18 protein-coding genes and 2 pseudogenes are annotated in these 20,616 nt (G+C 44.3%); 15 read left to right on the plus strand and 5 right to left on the minus strand.

Annotated elements, in window-relative coordinates; genetic code table 11:
• Positions 1–232: 232 nt before the first annotated feature.
• From MHM99_RS20045 to MHM99_RS20055, 3 genes are read left to right on the plus strand one after another with little or no spacing between them, the layout of a single operon-like run.
• Positions 233–1,108, plus strand: coding sequence for a BadF/BadG/BcrA/BcrD ATPase family protein (locus tag MHM99_RS20045; protein WP_239220388.1), 876 nt, complete (start codon positions 233–235; stop codon positions 1,106–1,108).
• Complete coding sequence (nagA, locus tag MHM99_RS20050) at positions 1,105–2,247, plus strand: N-acetylglucosamine-6-phosphate deacetylase (protein ID WP_187447124.1); 1,143 nt, start codon at positions 1,105–1,107, stop codon at positions 2,245–2,247. The genes MHM99_RS20045 and nagA overlap by 4 nt, the downstream gene beginning before the upstream one ends.
• Before the next feature lie 47 nt (positions 2,248–2,294).
• Entirely contained in the window at positions 2,295–3,200 is a 906-nt protein-coding gene (locus MHM99_RS20055) for a hypothetical protein (protein WP_239220389.1), read from the plus strand.
• Between the two features lie 94 nt (positions 3,201–3,294).
• Here MHM99_RS20055 and MHM99_RS20060 read toward each other — a convergent pair whose 3' ends face one another.
• Positions 3,295–4,887 (minus strand): ABC-F family ATPase, encoded by a 1,593-nt coding sequence (locus MHM99_RS20060; protein WP_014951404.1) that lies wholly within the window; start codon positions 4,885–4,887, stop codon positions 3,295–3,297.
• 655 nt (positions 4,888–5,542) lie between these two features.
• Here MHM99_RS20060 and MHM99_RS20065 point away from each other — a divergent pair.
• The 3 genes from MHM99_RS20065 to MHM99_RS20075 all read left to right on the plus strand — a co-directional run bounded on the left by MHM99_RS20065 (position 5,543) and on the right by MHM99_RS20075 (position 8,275).
• Entirely contained in the window at positions 5,543–5,923 is a 381-nt protein-coding gene (locus tag MHM99_RS20065; protein WP_014951406.1) for a PA2779 family protein, read from the plus strand.
• 4 nt (positions 5,924–5,927) lie between these two features.
• A complete protein-coding gene (locus MHM99_RS20070) occupies positions 5,928–6,857 on the plus strand; it encodes a PA2778 family cysteine peptidase (RefSeq protein WP_239220390.1) in 930 nt (309 codons plus the stop codon).
• 314 nt (positions 6,858–7,171) lie between these two features.
• Positions 7,172–8,275: a mechanosensitive ion channel family protein gene (locus MHM99_RS20075; protein ID WP_239220391.1), complete on the plus strand. Its 1,104-nt coding sequence runs from the start codon at positions 7,172–7,174 to the stop codon at positions 8,273–8,275.
• A gap of 82 nt (positions 8,276–8,357) precedes the next feature.
• On the opposite strand, the gene MHM99_RS20080 is transcribed toward MHM99_RS20075, so the two are convergent.
• Positions 8,358–8,933 carry an outer membrane beta-barrel protein gene (locus MHM99_RS20080; protein WP_061484841.1) on the minus strand — a complete coding sequence of 192 codons (576 nt, stop codon included), beginning with the start codon at positions 8,931–8,933 and terminating at the stop codon, positions 8,358–8,360.
• A gap of 58 nt (positions 8,934–8,991) precedes the next feature.
• On the opposite strand from MHM99_RS20080, the gene MHM99_RS20085 reads away from it, so the two are divergent.
• On the plus strand, positions 8,992–9,204 hold the full coding sequence (locus tag MHM99_RS20085) for an EamA family transporter (RefSeq protein ID WP_239220392.1): 213 nt from the start codon (positions 8,992–8,994) through the stop codon (positions 9,202–9,204).
• A gap of 69 nt (positions 9,205–9,273) precedes the next feature.
• Here MHM99_RS20085 and MHM99_RS20090 read toward each other — a convergent pair whose 3' ends face one another.
• Entirely contained in the window at positions 9,274–11,595 is a 2,322-nt protein-coding gene (locus MHM99_RS20090) for a TonB-dependent receptor (RefSeq protein WP_230962272.1), read from the minus strand.
• Between the two features lie 312 nt (positions 11,596–11,907).
• Between MHM99_RS20090 and MHM99_RS20095 the strand changes: the two are divergent.
• The 5 genes and pseudogenes from MHM99_RS20095 to MHM99_RS20115 form a co-directional block, all read left to right on the plus strand.
• Positions 11,908–12,146: pseudogene (locus MHM99_RS20095) on the plus strand (DUF6444 domain-containing protein); the annotation flags it as partial.
• A gap of 146 nt (positions 12,147–12,292) precedes the next feature.
• Positions 12,293–13,345, plus strand: a complete 1,053-nt coding sequence (locus tag MHM99_RS20100; protein ID WP_053103809.1) for an HlyD family efflux transporter periplasmic adaptor subunit — start codon at positions 12,293–12,295, stop codon at positions 13,343–13,345.
• A complete protein-coding gene (rbbA, locus tag MHM99_RS20105; protein WP_239220393.1) occupies positions 13,345–16,077 on the plus strand; it encodes a ribosome-associated ATPase/putative transporter RbbA in 2,733 nt (910 codons plus the stop codon). The genes MHM99_RS20100 and rbbA overlap by 1 nt, the downstream gene beginning before the upstream one ends.
• Before the next feature lie 3 nt (positions 16,078–16,080).
• Entirely contained in the window at positions 16,081–17,202 is a 1,122-nt protein-coding gene (locus tag MHM99_RS20110) for an ABC transporter permease (protein WP_239220394.1), read from the plus strand.
• A 69-nt stretch (positions 17,203–17,271) separates the two neighbouring features.
• Entirely contained in the window at positions 17,272–17,568 is a 297-nt protein-coding gene (locus MHM99_RS20115) for a transposase (RefSeq protein WP_275445618.1), read from the plus strand.
• 109 nt (positions 17,569–17,677) lie between these two features.
• Here the strand turns inward: MHM99_RS20115 and MHM99_RS20120 are convergent, their stop codons facing one another.
• Entirely contained in the window at positions 17,678–18,841 is a 1,164-nt protein-coding gene (locus tag MHM99_RS20120) for an MFS transporter (protein WP_239220396.1), read from the minus strand.
• A gap of 249 nt (positions 18,842–19,090) precedes the next feature.
• Positions 19,091–19,267 (minus strand): hypothetical protein, encoded by a 177-nt coding sequence (locus tag MHM99_RS20125; protein ID WP_202942363.1) that lies wholly within the window; start codon positions 19,265–19,267, stop codon positions 19,091–19,093.
• A 313-nt stretch (positions 19,268–19,580) separates the two neighbouring features.
• On the opposite strand from MHM99_RS20125, the gene MHM99_RS20130 reads away from it, so the two are divergent.
• The 3 genes and pseudogenes from MHM99_RS20130 to MHM99_RS20140 all read left to right on the plus strand — a co-directional run.
• Complete coding sequence (locus tag MHM99_RS20130; protein WP_061484850.1) at positions 19,581–19,838, plus strand: type II toxin-antitoxin system ParD family antitoxin; 258 nt, start codon at positions 19,581–19,583, stop codon at positions 19,836–19,838.
• A complete protein-coding gene (locus MHM99_RS20135; protein ID WP_061484854.1) occupies positions 19,825–20,112 on the plus strand; it encodes a type II toxin-antitoxin system RelE/ParE family toxin in 288 nt (95 codons plus the stop codon). Before MHM99_RS20130 ends, MHM99_RS20135 begins: the two co-directional genes overlap by 14 nt.
• Before the next feature lie 378 nt (positions 20,113–20,490).
• A pseudogene (locus MHM99_RS20140) lies at positions 20,491–20,616 on the plus strand (transposase); the annotation flags it as partial.

The raw sequence follows: 20,616 nt of genomic DNA on the forward strand, positions 1-20,616 counted from the left end.
CAAGGCTAGAAGTCAATTGACTTCACGAAAAAGCCGAATATATGGCAGCAATGAATCACGTTATTAAATCAACACGGTGTCTTGCAATCGGAGAGGGTCATATATGGTATAAGGGCCTTCAGGTAACGTGAAAAGCTGCATTACTGGCAAGAAAGCAAGTTATTCTGTGAAATCGGTGTGGTAAAGTGCATACAACAAGTTGTATTGAATAGTTTAGAGAAGCAGGTAACCCGTGAGTTACAAATATGTAGTGGGTATTGACGGTGGTGGCACCCGGTGCCGTGCATTGTTGCAAGATATTGATGGCAATACATTAGGTGAAGGGGCGGCAGGCCCTGCAAATATAATGACCAACCCCGAACAAGCAATGGGGTCGGTAATAGATGCAACGTTAGACGCAATAGAAAGTGCTGCGTTGCCGATTACATGCGAAGAAGTGTTGCTAGCTGCCGGATTGGCAGGGGCGAATATTCCTCAAGCAAAGCAGTCTTTTTTGGAGTTAGACAACCCATTTGCCGATACCGTGGTAATAAGTGATTTACACGCCGCTTGTTTGGGCGCGCACGATAATCAGTCTGGAGCCCTTATTATTTGCGGTACAGGTTCAGCGGCAACCCATTACGACAAGGGTGTGTTCACTGACAAAGGTGGTTACGGCCTGCAAGTTGGCGATGATGCAAGTGGTGCGTGGTTGGGCTTATCAGCTATAAAGCATGTACTGCTTTCTTATGACGGCGTAGAGCCCGTTAGTGAACTAAAGAAGCGAATTTGTGAGCACCTTAATTTAGCGTCACCTCAGCAATTAGTGACCTTGGTGGCAAATTACAACGCTGCAGATTTTGGTGATATTGCCCCAGTGGTTATACAGGCTTATCGAGACCAGTGTGCCGCCGCGACCTCTCTTATTCGAAAGGGAGCAATTTACCTCAATCAGTTGGGTGAAGCATTGATTAATCAGGCTTCTACATTGCCGCTATGTTTAGTTGGTGGCCTTGCTGATGTTTACACGCCTTTACTTTCGCCTTCTATCTCTTCTAATTTAACAGCGCCGCTAAAAAGTGCTGAATATGGCGCTATCAGCTTTGCCAAAAGAGTAAAAAGCGAATGAAAGAATCGATTACTGTCGAGCAGGTTTTAACGCCAAAAGGTTGGCTTGAAAACCAGACAATCACAGCTGATAGCGGCAAGATAGTCAGTATTAGCGATGCGACCTCAGCAGAGCTCAGTAGTATTTACAACGGAAAGCTCATTCCCGGTTATTTCGACACGCAAGTGAACGGCGGTGGTGGTGTGCTTTTTAACCATAGCCCTTCTGCCGCTATAGTAGAAACCATGGCGCTGGCTCATCTTCGTTTCGGCACAACGTCCATGTTGCCAACTATCATTACCGATAATGCTTCAACAATGGCTCAGGCGGCGGATGCCATTGCGGAAGTAATGGCGGGCGGCCCAGAGTGCATTAAAGCGTTAATAAAAGGAATTCACTTTGAGGGGCCCTTTTTGAGCAAGGCAAAAAAGGGCGTGCACGAAGCACAATTTATAAGAACGCCTTCTGACGTAGAGCTTGCAACCTTATGTCGCAAAGACATTGGTAAAGTCTTACTTACGGTCGCACCAGAAACGGTGAGTACTAGCTTCATAAAAGAAATGGTTGCTGAAGGAGTTGTGGTTGCAATTGGGCACACCAATGCCAGCTATGAGCAAGTTCAGGCGGCTATCGACGCGGGAGCTACAGGCTTTACGCATTTGTACAACGCTATGTCTGCATTAACCTCCCGGGAGCCAGGGGCCGTTGGTGCCGCGTTGCTTAATGACAGAGTATATTGTGGTTTTATTATCGATCATCACCACTTACACCGCAAAAGTGCTGAGTTGGCATTAAACGTGAAAACTGCCAACCGCGCCATGTTGGTTACCGATGCTATGGCGCATGTGGGCAGTGATATTGAGCGTCTTCACTTTTTTAATACCGAGATCGTTAGGCATGGCGATAAACTGACTACGCCAGACGGCAAAACACTGGCTGGCTCGTGCTTGGATATGCATAGCGCAGTTTTGAATACGCACAATGATTGCGGTGTAACGTTAGAAGATGCGAGCAAAATGGCGAGTGCCACGCCGGCTCAATTTATGGGGCTAGCGAGTGACATAGGCAGCATTACCGAAGGTCAGCGCGCAGACTTTTTACTGCTTAATTCCGCCAATGCACTGACCCACGTTTTCAGTAATATGAGAATGGTCTTTTAGGTAGAAATTTAGTATTAACTTAAATGGCTTTGAAATAAGGAAGTGTTATGAAGTTTGTGACAAAGTTTACTGTTCTGTTAGCCGTATTAATGTTGGCTGCAGGGTGTGTTACGCAACGAGGTATGGATTTTGGCGAAAGCGTTCCTTCTCAACCTAATAGCGAGGAAGCCACGCCAACTGAAAGCACAGAGCGAAAAGATGTGGTGCAAGATGGCGACAGCGTAAATGATGGAACCACGAAAGGCGAATCGACTAAAGAGCCAGTTAGCAAGCCAGTTGCTCCACCAAAACCAAAAGTTGGGGTATGGATTAGCGCTAAAAAGTTTCCCACTCACACGCATATCGGTACCACTAAATTTAACAATTTTACGAAAGAATATAGCTACGACTGGCAATTGAACAACACGCTGTATAGCACATTCAAAAAAGCCATTGAGCAAAACAGTCGTTTCACTACTGTAGATATTTCGTCGATGGTAGGCGACGCAGGCGCTCTCGATTTTGTGATGGGTGAAGGCGGGAACGGGTCTTTTAATGAAAAGCAAAACACGTTAAGAAAATCATTGTTAGACAAAGGCATTGCCACCGTGATTATCATTGAAGAAGCACCAACGGTGGCTATTACCGAGTGCGGTACTTACGGCTGTTCTGAGCATCAAAGCAAAGGGTTTGGACTATTCACACGTAGCTTTTTAGGTACCGACCACTATATTGCATCGGCAAGTTTTAATGTAAATGTTGAGCGTCTAGATAAGCCTGTTGATGTATTAACATTGCCTACATTTACCGAATTTCAAGATGATGCGCTAAAAAATGAGCGTGTTGAAGATTTCACACCGCCAGATAACTTTGATGAAATAACGGAACAAGAGTTAGCGCCAATTAAAAATACGATTGTTAACTACTTTGACCGCTTAGCGACAGCGGTTGGCAAGTATTTATCTGGTCAGTAAGCTTTTAATATACTGAAACAAAACGGGCACTTAAATAAGTGCCCGTTTTGTTATGTGGCTCACTTCATCTATTGATGAAGGCATCGATATATAATTACGCGTTTTCTTTATGCGCCAAAAACTCTTCGTAGTTTCCATCGAAGTGATTCAGTTTCTTGTCTTTAATTTCGATGATTTGCGTCGCCAGTGACGAAACGAATTCACGGTCGTGACTAACAAAAATAACAGTGCCATCAAACTTGTATAGCGCATTGTTCAAGGCTTCAATCGACTCCATGTCCATGTGGTTGGTGGGTTCATCCATTACTAAAACGTTGATGTCTTGAAGCATTAGCTTTCCGAACAGCAAACGGTTTTTCTCACCACCAGAACATACCTGCACGCGTTTGTTGAAGTCGTCAGACGTAAATAGCAAACGTCCTAACATACCTTTTATTTGCAGGTCATCGTGTTTGGGGCTGCGCCATTGGCTCATCCACTCAAACATAGTGATATCTTCGGCAAAGTATTTAGCGTTATCCTGCGGAATGTAACCAATCGCAGCGTTTTCAGCCCACTTATAGCTACCTGCGGTAGGTTCAATGTCATTAACCAAACACTTCAAAAGCGTGGTTTTGCCGGCCCCGTTCTCACCAATAATCGCCAAGCGCTGACCAGCTTCTAATAGTAAGTTAGCGTTGTCGAATAGCGGAAGATCTGGGTAGCTATGCCCTAGCTCTTCAAGAGTAATAGCAAGTCGGTGAAGTTTCTTATGTTGGTTAAACACAATATAAGGCTTACGACGGCTAGACGCTTTTACCTCAGCTAATTCAATTTTCTCAAGACGGCGGGCACGCGAGGTGGCTTGTTTCGCTTTCGATGCGTTGGCAGAAAATCGCGCTACGAAGCTCTGTAGCTCTTCAATTTCCGCTGACTTCTTAGCATTCTCTGCATGAAGCTGTTCTTGAACTAGCATGGCAGCTTGAATATAGTCGTCGTAGTTACCCGGATAAACGCGCAGTTCACCGTAGTCGATATCGGCCATGTGGGTGCATACAGAGTTTAGGAAGTGTCTGTCGTGCGAAATAATAAGCATGGTCGATTTACGCTTGTTCAGCTCTTCAGCTAGCCAACTGATGGTGTAGATATCCAAGTTGTTGGTTGGTTCGTCTAGAAGCAGAATGTCAGGCTCGGCAAATAATGCCTGCGCCAAAAGCACACGTACTTTTTTACCGGGTGCGACTTCCTTCATTAGACCAAAATGATAGCTTTCGTCGATGCCTGCAGAGTTTAAGATATCGCCAGCGCGCGCTTCGGCGGTGTAACCATCCATCTCGGCGAATTGGGTTTCCAAGTCCGCCACGCGCATGCCATCTTCTTCGCTCATTTCAGCTTTGCTGTAAATGGCGTCGCGCTCTTGCTTAACTTCCCATAGTTCACGGTCACCCATGATAACGGTATCGACTACGCTAAACTCTTCAAACGCAAATTGGTCCTGACTCAAGATACCTAACTTTGTGCCTGGCGCCATAGAAACGTTGCCCGACGATGGGGTAAGTTTACCGCTTAGAATTTTCATAAAGGTAGACTTGCCACAACCGTTTGCGCCAATTAGGCCGTATCGGTTGCCGTTGCCGAATTTTGCGGAAATATTTTCAAATAATGGCTTAGAGCCAAACTGCATTGTGATATTTGCGGTGGTAATCAAAACAGGTATCCAGGGGTAAAACGATGAGAAGAGATAGTAGTGAAAGAGGTTGTCACTTTACTAATATATAAAAGCGCGCGCACTATAAGGAATTGAGGGCTACATGTCGAGGGAATTTTGAACAGTTTTTGCGCTGATGCGCATTTCACCCAAACGCTAAAGAAAGTATTAACCCCGATACTGTCTTTTATTGCGTGTTTTTGTCAAAAATTGCACCTGAAACTTAACTCCGTATGGTATGAGACGTGAAATAGGCGTTTCGAAACACTTGCTCATTCCACAGAGTGACTCTTATTGTTTGTTGCTCTTTTTAAATTAGCGGCAAGCAAATAATTCCAGCATAAAGAAAATATTACATAAAAGTCAGCGCGCGGTGATGCATCAATGCAAAATTAACGAATAGAGCTTTGATCAACATTTTTCGCATAAAGGTCATATAAATCGTTACTTTAAAGAGAAAAAATGGAACCCTGTCTATTATCAAAAAACGCCTTTTTAGTTGGTCTTAATCTTGCTGTGCTTATCTACTGAAAATAAACCGCAGAGCGCAAATGCGTCTGCTGAATCAGTGCGAAGTTTTATTTCACTCTAGTTTATCGTGAGTTAGGTAACGCAAAAGAAGAATAAAACTGGGCATTTTAAAGAGGGAAACATCATGAAATTTTTGAAAAAAATTGCGATTGGTTGCTTTTCGGCAACGGTTTTAATGTCTGGCAGCGTGCATGCAGAAGCAATTAGCTCAGATTCCGTAATGCAAACTCAAGCCGCTCACTACAATAAGCAGCAACTAATTGACATGGTTAATCGTGCAGACGTGCAGAGTAAATTGGTTAGCTTAGGTGTAGATAGCAACCAAGCTATCGCCAGAATCAACGGCATGACCGACAGCGAAATTGCCCAATTAAATGATGAAATTAATCAAGCGCCAGCGGGTGGCGTTGTGGGCGCAGTGCTTACCGTACTTGCTATTATCGCAATTTTGGACCTAATTGGTGTAACTGACGTTTACCCATTTATTCGTCCAGTGAACAGCTAATTGAATGATCAATTCAGTTAAAAAGGCCTGCGCGTTAGCAGGCCTTTCGCTTCTATTTTTGCTTTCAGGCTGTCAGTCCACACCTCAAGCTGACAAGCTGCGGCAAGAGGGACTAGCCTCTTTACCTGAATCTCACACTATTCAATCTGTTCCGTTTTTCCCCCAAGAACAGTTTTATTGCGGGCCTACCACACTATCTGAAGTGTTTGGTTACTATGGTGAAAGCACCTCTCCAAATGACATTGCGCCTAAGTTATTCATTCCCAGTAAAGAAGGGAGTTTACAACTAGAAATGGTGAGCGCTACCCGACAATTTGGTTTTTTGCCATATTCTGACCGAGGGACTTTATCGTCAATTATGTCGTTAGTTAAAGACGATATCCCAGTGATTGTTTTTCAAAATTTGTCCATCCAGTTATTACCCCAATGGCACTACGCTGTTGTTATTGGGTTCGATAGTGATAAGGGGACGGTTACTTTACATACCGGTCTTACGCCTAATCACGAAATGTCGCTTGAGCTTTTTGAAAGAACGTGGGGAAGAGGAAATTACTGGTATTTGGCACCCGTTCCTCCTAATGTAACCTCGCCTGAGATGACACCTTTCACTTATGTAAGTGCGGCTTACGACATGCTTAAAGTGGGAGGTAAAGCGCGTTCATTGGCGTTTTTGAAAACCGCGTCGCATACATGGCCAACGTACTGGTTAAGTTATTTCTTGGTTGCCAATTATTACTTAGAGCAAAACGACAGCCAAGCTGTGGCTTGGTTTAAGAAAGGCTATGAAGTAGGGCAGAACCAACATGTTTATGTTCACAACTACGTATTAGCTTTGCGCGAAAACAACATGCCCGAGAAGGCAAATACAATTCTAAAACAGGGGCTTGAACGCTTTCCCAATAACGAACCGCTGTTAACATTGGCTGAAAAATAAACCTCAACTTTAAGAGTATTCGCATTTACGAAGACGGAGCAGTCACCACTCGACTCTGTGGCGCGTTTAATGAAAAAAGTGCGGAAGACTAGAGCGACCGTCTTTTTAAACTAGTCATAGGACTGAATCAACGACCCTTTTCCCTTGTGGCAGATATTAGCCAAGTTGAAGGTGCAACTCCTGAGGCCTGGTTTGTACAATGGACTTTGTAATACGAGCAAACAATTGGTGCACCTTTTGCCTCTTCTTTCTCGTACTAAGGTGTAGCTTAAAATAAAAAGTGCCTACTTATATATGCAGGAGCCCCGTCAGCCGTGGACAGCACTCAACTTCTTGAAAACCAGCAGGCAATAGCAATAGCCGGATTAGTAGGCGTTGTTATTGTGCTCTTCATTGTTAAACGACTTATTTTGGTGCGTTTGAAAGCTAAAGCGCGTTCAGAAAACAGCAGTATGTCTGATATCTATCGCGTGCTTGTGCTGTCGTTAAATGCCCCACTTAATTTGCTTATCTGGGTGATTTTCCTGCTGTTGGTTAAAAGTATTGTTTCAGTATTTCAGATAGAAGATGAAGGGGCGATTAAAGCGCTAACCATTGTTATCGAAGCTGGCCTCATCATTACTTTATTTCTCTTCTTCGAGCGTTTTGTCACTTACTCGTTGAGCCGTTATCGCGACCAGTCAACCATAGTTAAAAATACTAGCGCAATTGCTGGTGGAGCAGTTAGAGCGCTTTTTGCTGTATTAGCAATTTTGATTATATTAAGCACCATGGGGGTGTCGGTAACACCCATTGTTGCATCGTTAGGCATTACTTCGCTCGCAGTAGCACTAGCGCTACAGCCAACGCTTGAAAACTTCTTCTCGGGTATTCAGTTGGTAATGGATAAACCCATTCGTATAGGCGATTTCATCGAGCTGGATTCTGGAGAACAAGGTTTTGTTGAGAAAATAGGATGGCGCTCAACGTGGGTTAGAATGCTACCTAACAACATCGTGATCATGCCTAACAGTAAGTTGTCTAATTCAAAGTTGATTAACTACTACTACCCTGAACGCGAACTTTCGGTGCCTGTTGAAGTTGGTGTGCATTATAGTTCTGATTTAGAGCATGTTGAAAACGTATGTTTAGAGGTTGCCAATACAATTCTAGAGCAGCACGAGTTTGGTGTTGAAACTTATCAACCTTTTGTTCTGTTTCACACTTTCGACAATGCTAGTATCAACTTAACAGTGATGCTGAGAACCCGTGAATACTTTAACCGCTTCTTCATAAAGAGCGCCTTTATAAAAATGCTTAAAAAGCGTTTTGATGAAGAAGGGATTGTCATTCCATTTCCAATTACTGCGCTCAATCTTGAGCAGGAAGGAGCAGCTAACCTGCCGACAGCGCCCGAACACATTAAGCCAAAAGGCTAAAGAGACTGGTTTGCGTAGCTCAATAAAAAAGCCACGTTGTGTAACGTGGCTTTGTTGCGAGTACGTTAACCCATCAAAGGTGTTAGAAGGTGTAACGTGCAGATACGCCTAGAAGGTCAACATCATCAGCGATAACGTAAGTCGCACCGAAAGAGAATTGTGGTGTAAAGAAATAGTCTGCGCCAATTTCAAAAGCTGTTTCGTCGTCTTCAATGTCGATATAGCGGATAGCACCGCGAAGCTCAAATTGCTCTGACAGCATTGAACGAATACCGGCAGTAATGCCATAGCCATTGTCGTCTTCACCCGAAATAGAGTCTAGTTCGACATCGATATTTACATATTCGTAAGTAACTTCACCAAAGAAGTCAGTATTCTGAGTTAGACCATATCTATAGCCGACACCTGCAGACGCGTAGTCCAAATCAATATCAACACCAGATACATCTTCACCTAACTGACCATAACGACCTGTCAGGTATACATTTTCGTTAAGTGATTTGAAGCCTTGAATTTGAAAACCGCTAGGCTCGAAGTCGCCTGCGTCTTCAATGTCTGCTTGTACGTATCCAGCTTTAACAAAGTCATATGAAGGCGAAGCTGCGAAAGTATTTAAAGAAAGCGCGCCAAAGATACTGGCGAGAATAGTACGTTTCATTGTTTCTAATATCCTTTTAACAATAATTACTCCCAACCACTTCGGGAGCCTCATCATTATGGGGATGGATTTTAGAAATCAAATGGGCAACACGACTCGATTTAGCAATCTCATTCCTGTTTATACCATTAGATTTGCTTTTTGGTTGCTGGATGAGAGCCTGACAAGTAGTCAGTTGATGGCGTGTGGTTTAATTTTGTCTGGTGTGGTGCTGGGGCAATCTCGTCGTCGTAAAGCACCATTAAACGCTGCTCAAGAGGCTGTTGAATAGCCGGCGTAAAATGAAAAAGCGGCCGTGTTTTCCACGACCGCTTTTGGCAAGCTTTGTTAATTCAATGAATTAAAAACTCACCGTCACACCAGCCCAAAAGTTTCTGGCCTTGTCCTTAACGTTATAGTCGTCAGTAAAGTTCACTTCACTGGTCACGCCTCGGCCTGTGAGATATTCAAATTGGCCATCGCCATTGAGATCGTCATAGGTCACAGAGTAAGTGGTAAAGTCTCTATCGAGTAAGTTGTTTACTCGTAAATTTACGACTACGTATTCATTGAGTTGCCAGCGAGCACCTAAATGCAGCATGGTGTAACTTTTAAAATAGAGCTCGCGATCTAACGTAGAGTCGTAGCCACGGTATCTATCTGAACGAACCTCTGCTTGCAGATAAACATTCAAGTCGGCGTTAATATCCCAAGTAAGGTTGGCATTGGCCATGTGCTCTGCGGTATTGGTAAGTGGTAGGCCAATTTGAGAGCCGCTCTTTTGCTCGCTGTCAGTCCACGTATAGTTGGCATACAGCGACCAATCTTCAGTAATGCCATACCGGCCCGCAATTTCCACACCTTGCAGTTCTACTTTGTCGATATTGATGTTTTGGCTATAGGTGTCATAACCCAACTCATCATATTCCCCTAAGTTTACGCAAGGGCGAACGCCACCGGTTGTCGCACAACTTTGTACCGTATCACCACGTGCGATCTTGTCGTCAAAATCAGTTTTGAAGTAGGTAATATTGAAACTGTGGGCATCGCGACTCCAATACAGCGCGATCTCTGAGTTAACACTCGTTTCAGGCGTGAGCTCAGGGTTACCTGCAAATGGGCTGGTACCTTGACCACCGAAACCGGTAATGCCATCGTATAAATCGGTAGTTTCTGGTGTTTTATAACCCGTACTAACACCGCCTTTCACTGTCCAATAATCTGAAATATTGTAAACCGCGTAGATACGAGGGGAAGTCTGGCTACCGAATACATCGTGATTGTCATAACGGAAACCAGCGGTCACTGTCATATCGTCGATGAAACTCCAGTTATCTTCAAGGAACAATGAGTACATCTTTTGTTCCTGCACTGCGCCGGGCGAGCCAGACTCCAGACCAAACACACCGTCTTTTAACTCACCGTCAATAACTTGTGTACCCAATACCAAGTTGTGATCGCCCACAACGTCCTGGATCGGGATATCTAAACGCAAATCAAACGTGTATTGTTGACTTTCGAGTGGGCGAGCTGGGCGAGGTAAGAAAGTATCTTCAGCGAGGTCGCGACGCGCCTCTTCAGTTATGCCCTCATAATCGCCTGTACCATCGTACATTTGTTGCAGCAATTGACGTTCTGACACGCTAAGCGGCAAAGTACGTCCATTGTTTTGGGTGTCGACAAAAGACAGTGAGGCGGCAAGGGTACCAAAGTCCCATTTTCCATCATAAGTTAAGGCCCACCATTCACGGTCAAACTCTTGTTCAGCCGCATAGCCAGCACGTGGATTCACTTGGCCTCGACGACTCTGCCAGATACTTTCAATGCTATCGCGAGTACCCAGTGGGTAAATGATTTCGCCAGTTTCAAGGTTGAATTCTGGCGTATTGTCATACTCTTGGTGTGAGTTGTCGTAGTCAAAGCCAAATTCATGACCTTCTGCTGCGGTATAGTTTAAGCTGAATCCATAGTGTTCGCTGTTATTGTCAACGGTGCGGCCGCCACCGCCAAAGCCCAGCGATCGTATGTGCTCTACACCATTGGGATCAATCGCTGGTGCCAACTGTGGTGTTGACGCTTGTTGTTCGTATAAACTTCCACGAATGCCCAAGCTCAATACGTTATCAATCAGCGGGCCTGTTACCGAAAAGTCAGTGGTGATGTCGTTGCCGAAGTCGTTGTTAGTTTGCAGGCTGCGCCCGAAGGTAATATTACCGCCCCATTCGCTGCGATGTTTTTTGGTAATGACATTGATAACACCGCCGAGAGCGTCAGCGCCATACAAAGTAGAAGCTGGCCCGCGAATGACTTCGATTCGCTCAATGGTATCCAGTGGCGGCATGTGATTAAAGGCGTTACCACCGAAGTTGTTGGGGTAAATGTCACCATGGTTATTTTGGCGACGACCATCTATGAGTAGCAGGGTATATTCACCCGTTAGGCCACGCATACTGACGCTGCCTTGCCCTGTTTTGTCTCGCGTTGTACCTATATCAATCCCTTCCTGAAATTGCACCGCGTCCAAAAGAGAAGTAAACGAACGCGCTTTGAGGTCTTCTGCTGTAATCACTGAAATACTGGCAGGAGCCTGAGTCAATTTTTGTTCGTATCCAGTGGCTGTCACAACTACGTGTTCGATGTTATCGGAGTCTGGAATTGCATTGGCAGAAACCATAGATACCATGCCTATATTAACGACGATGGCTAGAGTTGAATGGCGCATTCTCATTGAGATGTCCCTGTGTGAGTGTGTTTTATATTAGTGTTTTAAATCGGCGTACATAATAACTTTTGTAAAGATTATGTCAACGCTAATGAGAATGGTTTGCATTATAAGATGAAAAATGTTAGCGATATTTGATAGCACTACCTGAAAGGCAACCGTTAGCTAGGGCCCTAATAACAGTTAATTATATTTTTTCAATGATCTAGCGGTTCCTATTAATTGCTCCCGGCAGCCTGCCAAAGTGACTTTATCTCAAGCTAGAAATAAACATCAAAGCTACCCGTCGTAACGACCCTAGCTGAGGCTAACGAGCCAATCGGGGCGTAGGCGGGCCAGCTAACGACCTCGAAACCCGACTGAATAAGACCAGTCGTAATTCCTCACGTCCCTCCTTTTCTAATGGTACAGGTATGTCCTCCTTTAAACCGGCTGCAAAGGCTTCGGGTCGAAAGCGCGGTGCGCAATCTGGTCACAAAGGCAGTAAACGCATGTTCGCTGGTAGTATTGACATACACGCCAATAGGCAAAATAGTCAACCTACCAGAACTTTGATCCAGCGCAAAGCTTAAAGTACACCACCCAGTATACATTAGCTATTAACCTTGGCGCTTTCGCCACTTTTCACCTTTATTGATAAACCACAGGGAGCGTCACTGTGAAAAAAACGCCGTTTATTCTATCCATTATGTTCGTTGTGTTTTTAATTGTGGTTTTTAGTACTGTTTTCAGTGGCCCTGAAAATGTCGATGTGGTGTCAGGGAATGGCCGCATTGAAGCTACTGAAATTGGCATTTCTGCAAAAGTAGCAGGGCGTGTAGAAGAGATTTATGTCAGCGAAGGTGACAGAGTAACGGCGGGCGATGTGGTCGCCAAACTTGATACCACCACCATTAATAGCCAGCTTCAGCAGGCCAAGGCACAGCACCAGCAAGCCAAAAGTGCGGTAGAAGCTGCAAATATGGCTGTTGCACAGCGCCAAAGTGAAAAGTCAGCGCTTGAAGCCGCGCTGCTGCAAACTAAAGCCGAGCTAAAAGCAGCTGAAGCTCATGCTGCCCGTACTAATGAATTGGCAAAAACGGGCGCAGTGTCTAAACAATTAGCAGAAGATAACCTTACCAATGTTGAAAGCGCAAAGGCGGCGGTAAATGCAGCTAAGGCTCGTTTGACAGCGGCTGACGCCACCATTGAAGCTTCACGCGCGCAATACTACTCGGCACAAGCAGCGGTCAGCGCTGCCAATGCCACTATTGCGCAAATCCAATCTGAAATTAACGATATGGTGTTAAAAGCACCTCGTAATGGGCGTATTCAATACCGCGTAGTAGAGCCTGGCGAAGTTGTTGGTGCAGGTGGGCGTGTACTTAGTTTGGTCGACCTAACAAACGTATACATGACATTCTTTTTGCCTGCCTCGCAGGTGGGCAAGCTTACTATGGGCGGCGAAGCCCTTATTGTGCTAGATGCCGCGCCCGACATCGCTATTCCGGCCACCATTTCTTACGTTGCCGACGTAGCGCAATTTACTCCTAAGTCGGTTGAAACCCAAAGTGAGCGAGAAAAACTTATGTTCAGGGTTAAAGCGCAAATTCCTGAAAACTTATTAAAGCAGCACATTGAAAAAGTGAAAACAGGGTTGCCGGGTGAAGTATGGGTTAAGCTAAACGATACCGCTGAATGGCCTAGCGACCTACCTGAGCTTGTCGACTAATGGGCAACATTATTGAATGCAATTCGCTAACGGTTCGCTACAAAAGCACCACAGCTATTCACAATCTTGCGCTTTCTATTCCAGCGGGCCTAACGGTAGGTGTAATTGGCCCTGATGGAGTGGGCAAATCTACGTTGCTGTCGCTTATAGCTGGTGAGCGAGTTATGCAAAAGGGGCAGTTGCAGGTTCTTGGTGGCGATATGCGTGATGAAAAACACCGCGCCGCGATATGTTCTGATATTGCATACATGCCACAAGGCTTAGGCAAAAACTTATATCCCACGCTGTCTGTAGAAGAAAACTTACAGTTTTTTGCCAAACTTTTTGGGCACAATCGTGCTCAGCGTCGTGCACGAATAGATATCCTTACCAAACGAACCGGACTTTATCCATTTTTATCGCGCCCAGCTGGCAAGTTGTCGGGTGGTATGAAGCAAAAACTGGGGTTATGCTGTGCCCTAATACACGATCCCCGCTTGCTTATTTTAGATGAACCCACTACAGGGGTAGACCCCCTTGCCCGAAGTCAATTTTGGTCACTTATTAAAGATATACGGAAAACACAGCCAAATATTACCGTATTGGTAGCGACTGCCTATATGGATGAAGCCCAACAGTTCGATCATCTATTAGCGTTAAATGCAGGTGAGATACTGGCGAGCGGCTCACCGAGGTCACTGCTTAGTGAAACACAAACCAGTAATTTAGAAGCGGCATTTATTGCGCTTTTGCCGGCAGACGCAAAGCATGAACATCGCAGCGTAGTTGTGCAGCCTTATAAGGCTAGTGAGCATATGCAAACCGCGATTGAAGCTAAAAACCTTACTATGAAGTTCGGCGATTTTACGGCAGTAAATAACGTTAGCTTCACGATTGGTAAAGGAGAGATTTTCGGGTTTTTAGGGTCGAACGGCTGTGGTAAGTCTACCACCATGAAAATGCTTACTGGCCTGCTGCCGCAAACCTCTGGCGAGGCATGGTTGCTGGGCAGCCCTCTTGTTGCTAACGATATTAACACCCGCTACCGCGTAGGTTATATGTCGCAAAGCTTTTCTTTGTATACCGAATTAACCGTTCGGCAAAACCTTACGCTTCATGCCAAACTCTTCAAAGTAGCAAGCAGCGTATTAAATTCCCGCGTTGACGAAATGCTTAACCGCTTTGCATTAAGTCATCACCAACACAGCTTGCCCAACGACCTTCCTTTGGGTATTCGCCAGCGTCTGTCTTTGGCTGTGGCCATGGTGCATAGACCTGAAGTGTTAATACTCGATGAACCCACTTCTGGCGTCGATCCAGTTGCCCGAGATAACTTTTGGCAGTTGCTTATTTCTCTGGCGCGAAAAGACGGCGTAACCATTTTTATTTCTACACACTTTATGAACGAGGCAGTACGCTGCGATAGAATTTCCCTAATGCATGCAGGCGAAGTGCTGGTAACCGATACACCGCAAGCCATAAAAGCGTCTAAATCTGCCGATACGTTAGAGCAAGCGTTTATCGATTATTTAGTTGAAGCGCAAACACCTGAGAACCAAACACAAAACACTGAGCAAAGTGCACCAGAAGGTGTTAGCGCAGATAAAGCCACGCCACCGAATAAACGTGCAAAAGGCTTACGGCGATTGTTAAGCTATGCCTCGCGTGAAACCCTTGAGCTTATCCGCGACCCCATTCGCTTAACCATGTCGTTCTTAGGCAGCATGGTGTTAATGGTAGTTATTGGCTATGGCATTACTATGGACGTTGATGACTTAAGCTATGCGGTATTCGATCGCGATCAAACTTCCACTAGTCTTAACTATCGCAGTGCTTTATCAGGCTCGCGCTATTTCAATGAACAGCCAGTCATTACCAGCTATGCCGATATGGACAGGAGAATGAAAAGCGGAGAGCTTTCATTGGCTGTGGAAATTCCCCCCGAATTTAGCCAAAAACTGCATAAAGGCGAACAAGTGGAAATAGGGGCATGGATTGATGGGTCTATGCCCTCAAGGGCCGAAACTATACAGGGTTATGTAACAGGTATTCACCTGAAATGGCTTTTGCAGCAAGCCTCACAAGCTAGCCAAGTGCAGTCGACCAGCAGTATTAATGTTGAGTCACGCTATTTGTATAACCCAGATGTTCGCAGCTTGGTGGCCATTGTACCTGCGGTAATGCCCATGTTGTTGTTGATGATACCTGCGCTTTTAACGTCGTTGGCGGTGGTGCGCGAGAAAGAGTTGGGTTCGATAATCAACTTATATGTTACGCCAGTTACACGCATAGAGTTTTTGTTGGGTAAGCAACTTCCTTATATCGCTACCTCGTTTGTTAGCTTCTTGCTGTTGGTTGCAATGGCGGTGTGGCTATTCAACATCCCACTGAAGGGGGATGTGATAGTGCTATGCCTTATAACGTTGTTATTCGTTACTTTTTCCACTAGCTTTGGTTTGTTGGCATCGGTTTTTACTAATAGTCAAATTGCCGCTATTTTGCTTACTACTATTGGCACTATGGTACCTGCCGTACAGTTTGCGGGCATGATAACACCGGTTTCTGCATTAGAAGGGGCGGGGCGCGTAATAGGCGAGCTTCACCCTATTAGTTATTTTTTAACTGCTAGCAGGGGAATATTTAGCAAAGGTTTAGGTTTTGAAACCCTTGATTTTGCTGTGTTTGCCATAGCTATTTCTATACCAATTACACTGTGGCTTGCCACTGTTTTGTTACGCAAGCAGGAGCGCTGAACCGTGGATATTAAAAATGTAGGCCAGCTAGGTGTAAAAGAACTTTGGAGCTTGTGGCGCGACCCAGCCATGCTTATTCTTATTGTTTATGTGTTTACGGTGAACATCTACACGGCGGCCACGGCGGTACCTGAATCTTTGCACAACGCGCCCATTGCCTTTGTCGATCACGACAATTCGCAGATGTCTAAGCGGATAATAGATGCCTTTTACCCCCCTTATTTTTTAACGCCAGATATTATTGAAAGTAATGAGGCCGACACGTATTTAGACACGGGTAAGTACACCTTTGTTGTGACCATTCCCCCTGAATTTGAAAAAGATATTATGGCCGGGCTGCAGCCCGATGTTCAGGTCAACGTTGATGCAACACGTATTAGCCAGGCGTTTACTGGTAATGGTTACATCACAGAAATAATCACCAGTGAAGTAAACACTTATTTACAGGGTTATAAATCCGACATCGATTACCCCGTCGAGTTGATCATGCGAGCCCGATTTAATCCAGCGCTAGAAAGTTTTTGGTTTGGTTCTGTGATGGAGCTCATTAATGCGGTAACAATGATCGCCATAATTTTGTCTGGGGCTGCGCTTATTAGAGAAAAAGAGCGTGGCACTATAGAGCACCTGCTGGCTATGCCAGTTTCAGACAGTGAAATTATGCTGTCTAAAATACTAGCCTCGGGGGTAGTGGTTTGGGTTACTACTTTGTTTTCTGTTTATTTTATTATTCAGTGGATACTCTCCGTCCCCATTAATGGCGAAATATGGCTTTTCATGGTGGCTGTTGCTCTACAATTATTTGCCGTTTCGAGTATGGGAATTTTTATGGCTACCATTGCGCGATCTATGCCACAGTTCGGATTGTTACTTATCTTAGTTTTACTGCCCCTACAGTTGCTATCTGGTGGGGTAACACCAAGAGAAAGCATGCCTGGGTTCATTCAAAGCGCAATGCTGCTAATGCCCAATACCCATTTCGTGGAGGCTTCCCAGGGCGTATTGTATAGAGGAGCAGGCATTAGTGTTGTTTATCCTCAGTTGTTAGCGCTTTTAGCTATTGGCTGTGCGTTTTATCTTATAGCGCTTAAAAGATTTAAAAGCACCGTCGGCAGCATGACTTGAGTTCTAGTATATGTTTCGAGGGTGAATTCGCGGTACCCAATATGTAGATCGTTCTATCATTTGTAATCTCTGGTTGAGTCTTCACCTGATTCTGAAGTAGTTGTTGCAGACAAAGGCTACGACAGTCTAGCTTTTCGAGACTTAGTGAGCAGTCGTAACGCTAACCATGTCATCCCAAGAAAAAGCAACAGTAAAACGGGTAATGATGATATTGATTGGGCGATGTATCGCTATCGCCATTTAGTCGAAAATGCCTTTTTGAAAATTAAGAGGTTTCGAGCCGTAGCGACTCGATATGATAAGTTAGCCAGAAACGACCATAGTTTGGTGGCACTGGCTTTTGCGATTATGTGGCTACCAATGTGAATTGGCTAGAATATGTACAGCAAAGCTCAACACGCTCTAATATCCTTTTAACAATAATTACTCCCAACCACTTCGGGAGCCTCATCATTATGGGGATGGATTTTAGAAATCAAATGGGCAACACGACTCGATTTGCAACGCTTAAGCCGCAAGAGGACAAACAAAAAGAAATGATAGGTTCTAGGGTAATTAAGGTCACCGCGTAAGCGCCTATTGCTGCCCCTGTTAGGTGAAAAAAGCCGGTTAGTGCCGCTAAAAAACCTGCGGATTTATCAGAGTAGCCAAGCATGATAGTTACGCTGCAGGGCATTGCAATGCCAATAAAAAAGAAGGTGATATAGCAATAAGTCAAAATACCCATTAACCCTTTTATTGCGAAGGGGGAAATAAGTAACCAAAAAAGCACAGAAAGCACAGCGATAAACAAGCTTGAATACTTGAATTTAAACAATGGTGAAACAGAGGCTAGTCGAATATTGATTATGCTTCCCATCACAAAAGACAGCGTGGCTAGAAGCGAATATAACGAGAACACAGTTTTGGTGAGTCCGAATTGCTGCATTATCATTGACGGCGAGATGGTAATGAAGCTAAACACAATGCCATAAAGTAGTCCGCTGGCCATACCCACTGAGACGATTTTCACCATTGTGCTTTTAATAAGCGCTAAAGTATCGCTAAAGACGTTCTCTGAGGTTGTCGGCATATACTGTTTGAGGGTGGTGGAAACTGAAAGCAGTAAAAGTAAGGCGAATACTCCCATTACTAGTACAAAATAAAAGATAGATGAAACTCCGAAAGACTCGCCAATTTGTGTACCTACTAGTGGCGCTATTGCTGGCGCGATAGCGAATGCAATGTTGATAAACGAAAGTGAAGCATTCAGCTGCTTTTCGCTAAATATCTGACGCGACAGTCCGCGCGATACTGAAACGCCAACCCCACCGCCTAAGCCTTGAATGACTCTTCCTACAAGAAAGGTATTTTCTTCGGTGGCAAGTGCCACCATAAGCGTACCTGCGATGAATACCAAGACTCCGTACAGTAGAAACTTTTGTTTGTTTAGGTAGTCGCAGGCGACACCAGACACTAACTGCGAAACTGAGAACGCGATAAGAAACACGGCCACGCTTTTCTCAATTATTCCCACATAGCTGTCGTATATAGCAGCCAAATCAAAAAAGAAGGGGCTATAAATGCTGGTAGAGAGTTGGCCAAGAATAGACAAAATGGTGAAGGTTACCGTCAGCGAATAAAACGTATGGCGTGACATGGTGTGCTTCATCTAAGGGGAACCAAACTATGGGTAAAGAGACAGTGCAGTTAGGCTACATATTTGGTGTTACAGTTTTAATAAAGACGCTTTTTTTAAGTTTGAGAAAACTGATAACGTGATGATATAAGCGAGTGGTGATTTGTAATTCTAGAAAAAATGGTGGCCCCACCCTGACTTGAACAGGGGGCAGCTTTAATAGCATAAAAGAGGTAAAACAATAGAGGGAGTGTCTGGCTCCCTCGAATATCAGCGAGTTTGTAGTAGCTCAGCCTGCTTCACTACTGAATTCTGAGTTTCTACAGCTCTATCAATAACACGGCTGTATACCTTTTTCTTTTTAGACGAGTCGGCGTTGCGAACGAACTCAGACAGGCTGGAGTTGTACTTTGTTGTCTGGCCGTTTTTTAATCTGACAAACATCATTATTCTCCCATTTGGTTGCCCACTTAATGAGCGGACGGCAATCGTATCAGGGGAGTAAGCGACTCGCGAGTAAATTTTTGCTTAACACGATTTTCTACAGCCTGAATGTTGGCGTGGTACATGCGAGTGCCCCCCTCGTTGTTCTTTAACAATAGATCTATTTTTATCTGACCACCAAATTGTTGCTTTAGTTACCAAATAAGATTGTATGGTGAATCTCGAATTGATTCTTACCAGTTCTGAGCTAAACTTTACTATAGTAGTATAAAGTAGGATTTTATCCTTACTAAATTTCATCTATCGGAGGAAAATTATGGCAATGGTAAAGAAAAGTATCACAGTAACTGATCAACAAGAACAATGGATGCAAGCTCAACTAGCAACTGGTAATTATGCTAGTGACAGTGAATTATTGCGAGATCTGATCAGAAAAGAGCAAGTACGAGCAGCCGAGATTGAAGCTATTCGTTTGAAGTTAATTGAAGCAGAGCAAAGCGGTTTTGTTGAAAGGTCACCGAGTGAAATGCTAGCTAGCTTTAAAGAAGAAGCACGAAATAATGGGAAACTATAAACTCAGTGCAGCGGCTGAGTCTGATTTAAAGCGTATTTGGTTTCGTGGTCTTGATGAATTTGGCGAAGCGCAAGCTGACGCATATTATTATAGATTTTTAGAACGCTTTGAGCAGTTAGCAAATCAGCCTTACATTGCACCTGCTGTTGATGATATCAGACTAGGTTATCGTCGAGCAGTTTGTGGAGTTGATGGTATTTACTATCGCATTCATGGTGATTATATTGAAATAATGCGGGTGCTAGGAAGGCAAGATGCTCAACTCAACCTGTAATGAGTTTTCAATGAGATAAAAATGAGCAATAGTTTGTTATCAGATGGGCTCTTAAAAATTGATAACCAGCTTCGGTTGCTCGCTGATGAAAAAGAGTCATTCTTACGACAAGCTTTAAATTCTTGATTTATAAAGGTTTTTTTCATTTGTCAAAATTTACAAAAATTACTAATAAATAATTTTAAAACATGGGTTTATGTTGTTTTTGTTTGATCGTTGTTTATTTCTTTTGTAGCACATTTGTAGCACAGAAATCACAAGCAGATCGGACGGCCATGCTTGAAAAGTTCAAGTTCACCAAAAAAGTTCTTCAAGATATAACACAGCTAGAAAAACGTAAGCGTTATTACGACTCGGATGTTGCTGGTCTGGTTTGCGTGTAAGCTGCTGCTAAAACATGATGAGATGTGCTGGGTATTCCTCAGTCACGATGGCGTCCCCCTCACTAACAATGAAGCCGAGCGTTCATTACGAAGCTATGTGCTGTGGCGAAAAGGCAGCTAT

The organism is Alteromonas sp. MmMcT2-2 (genome assembly GCF_022348305.1).
Lineage (GTDB): Bacteria > Pseudomonadota > Gammaproteobacteria > Enterobacterales > Alteromonadaceae > Alteromonas > Alteromonas macleodii.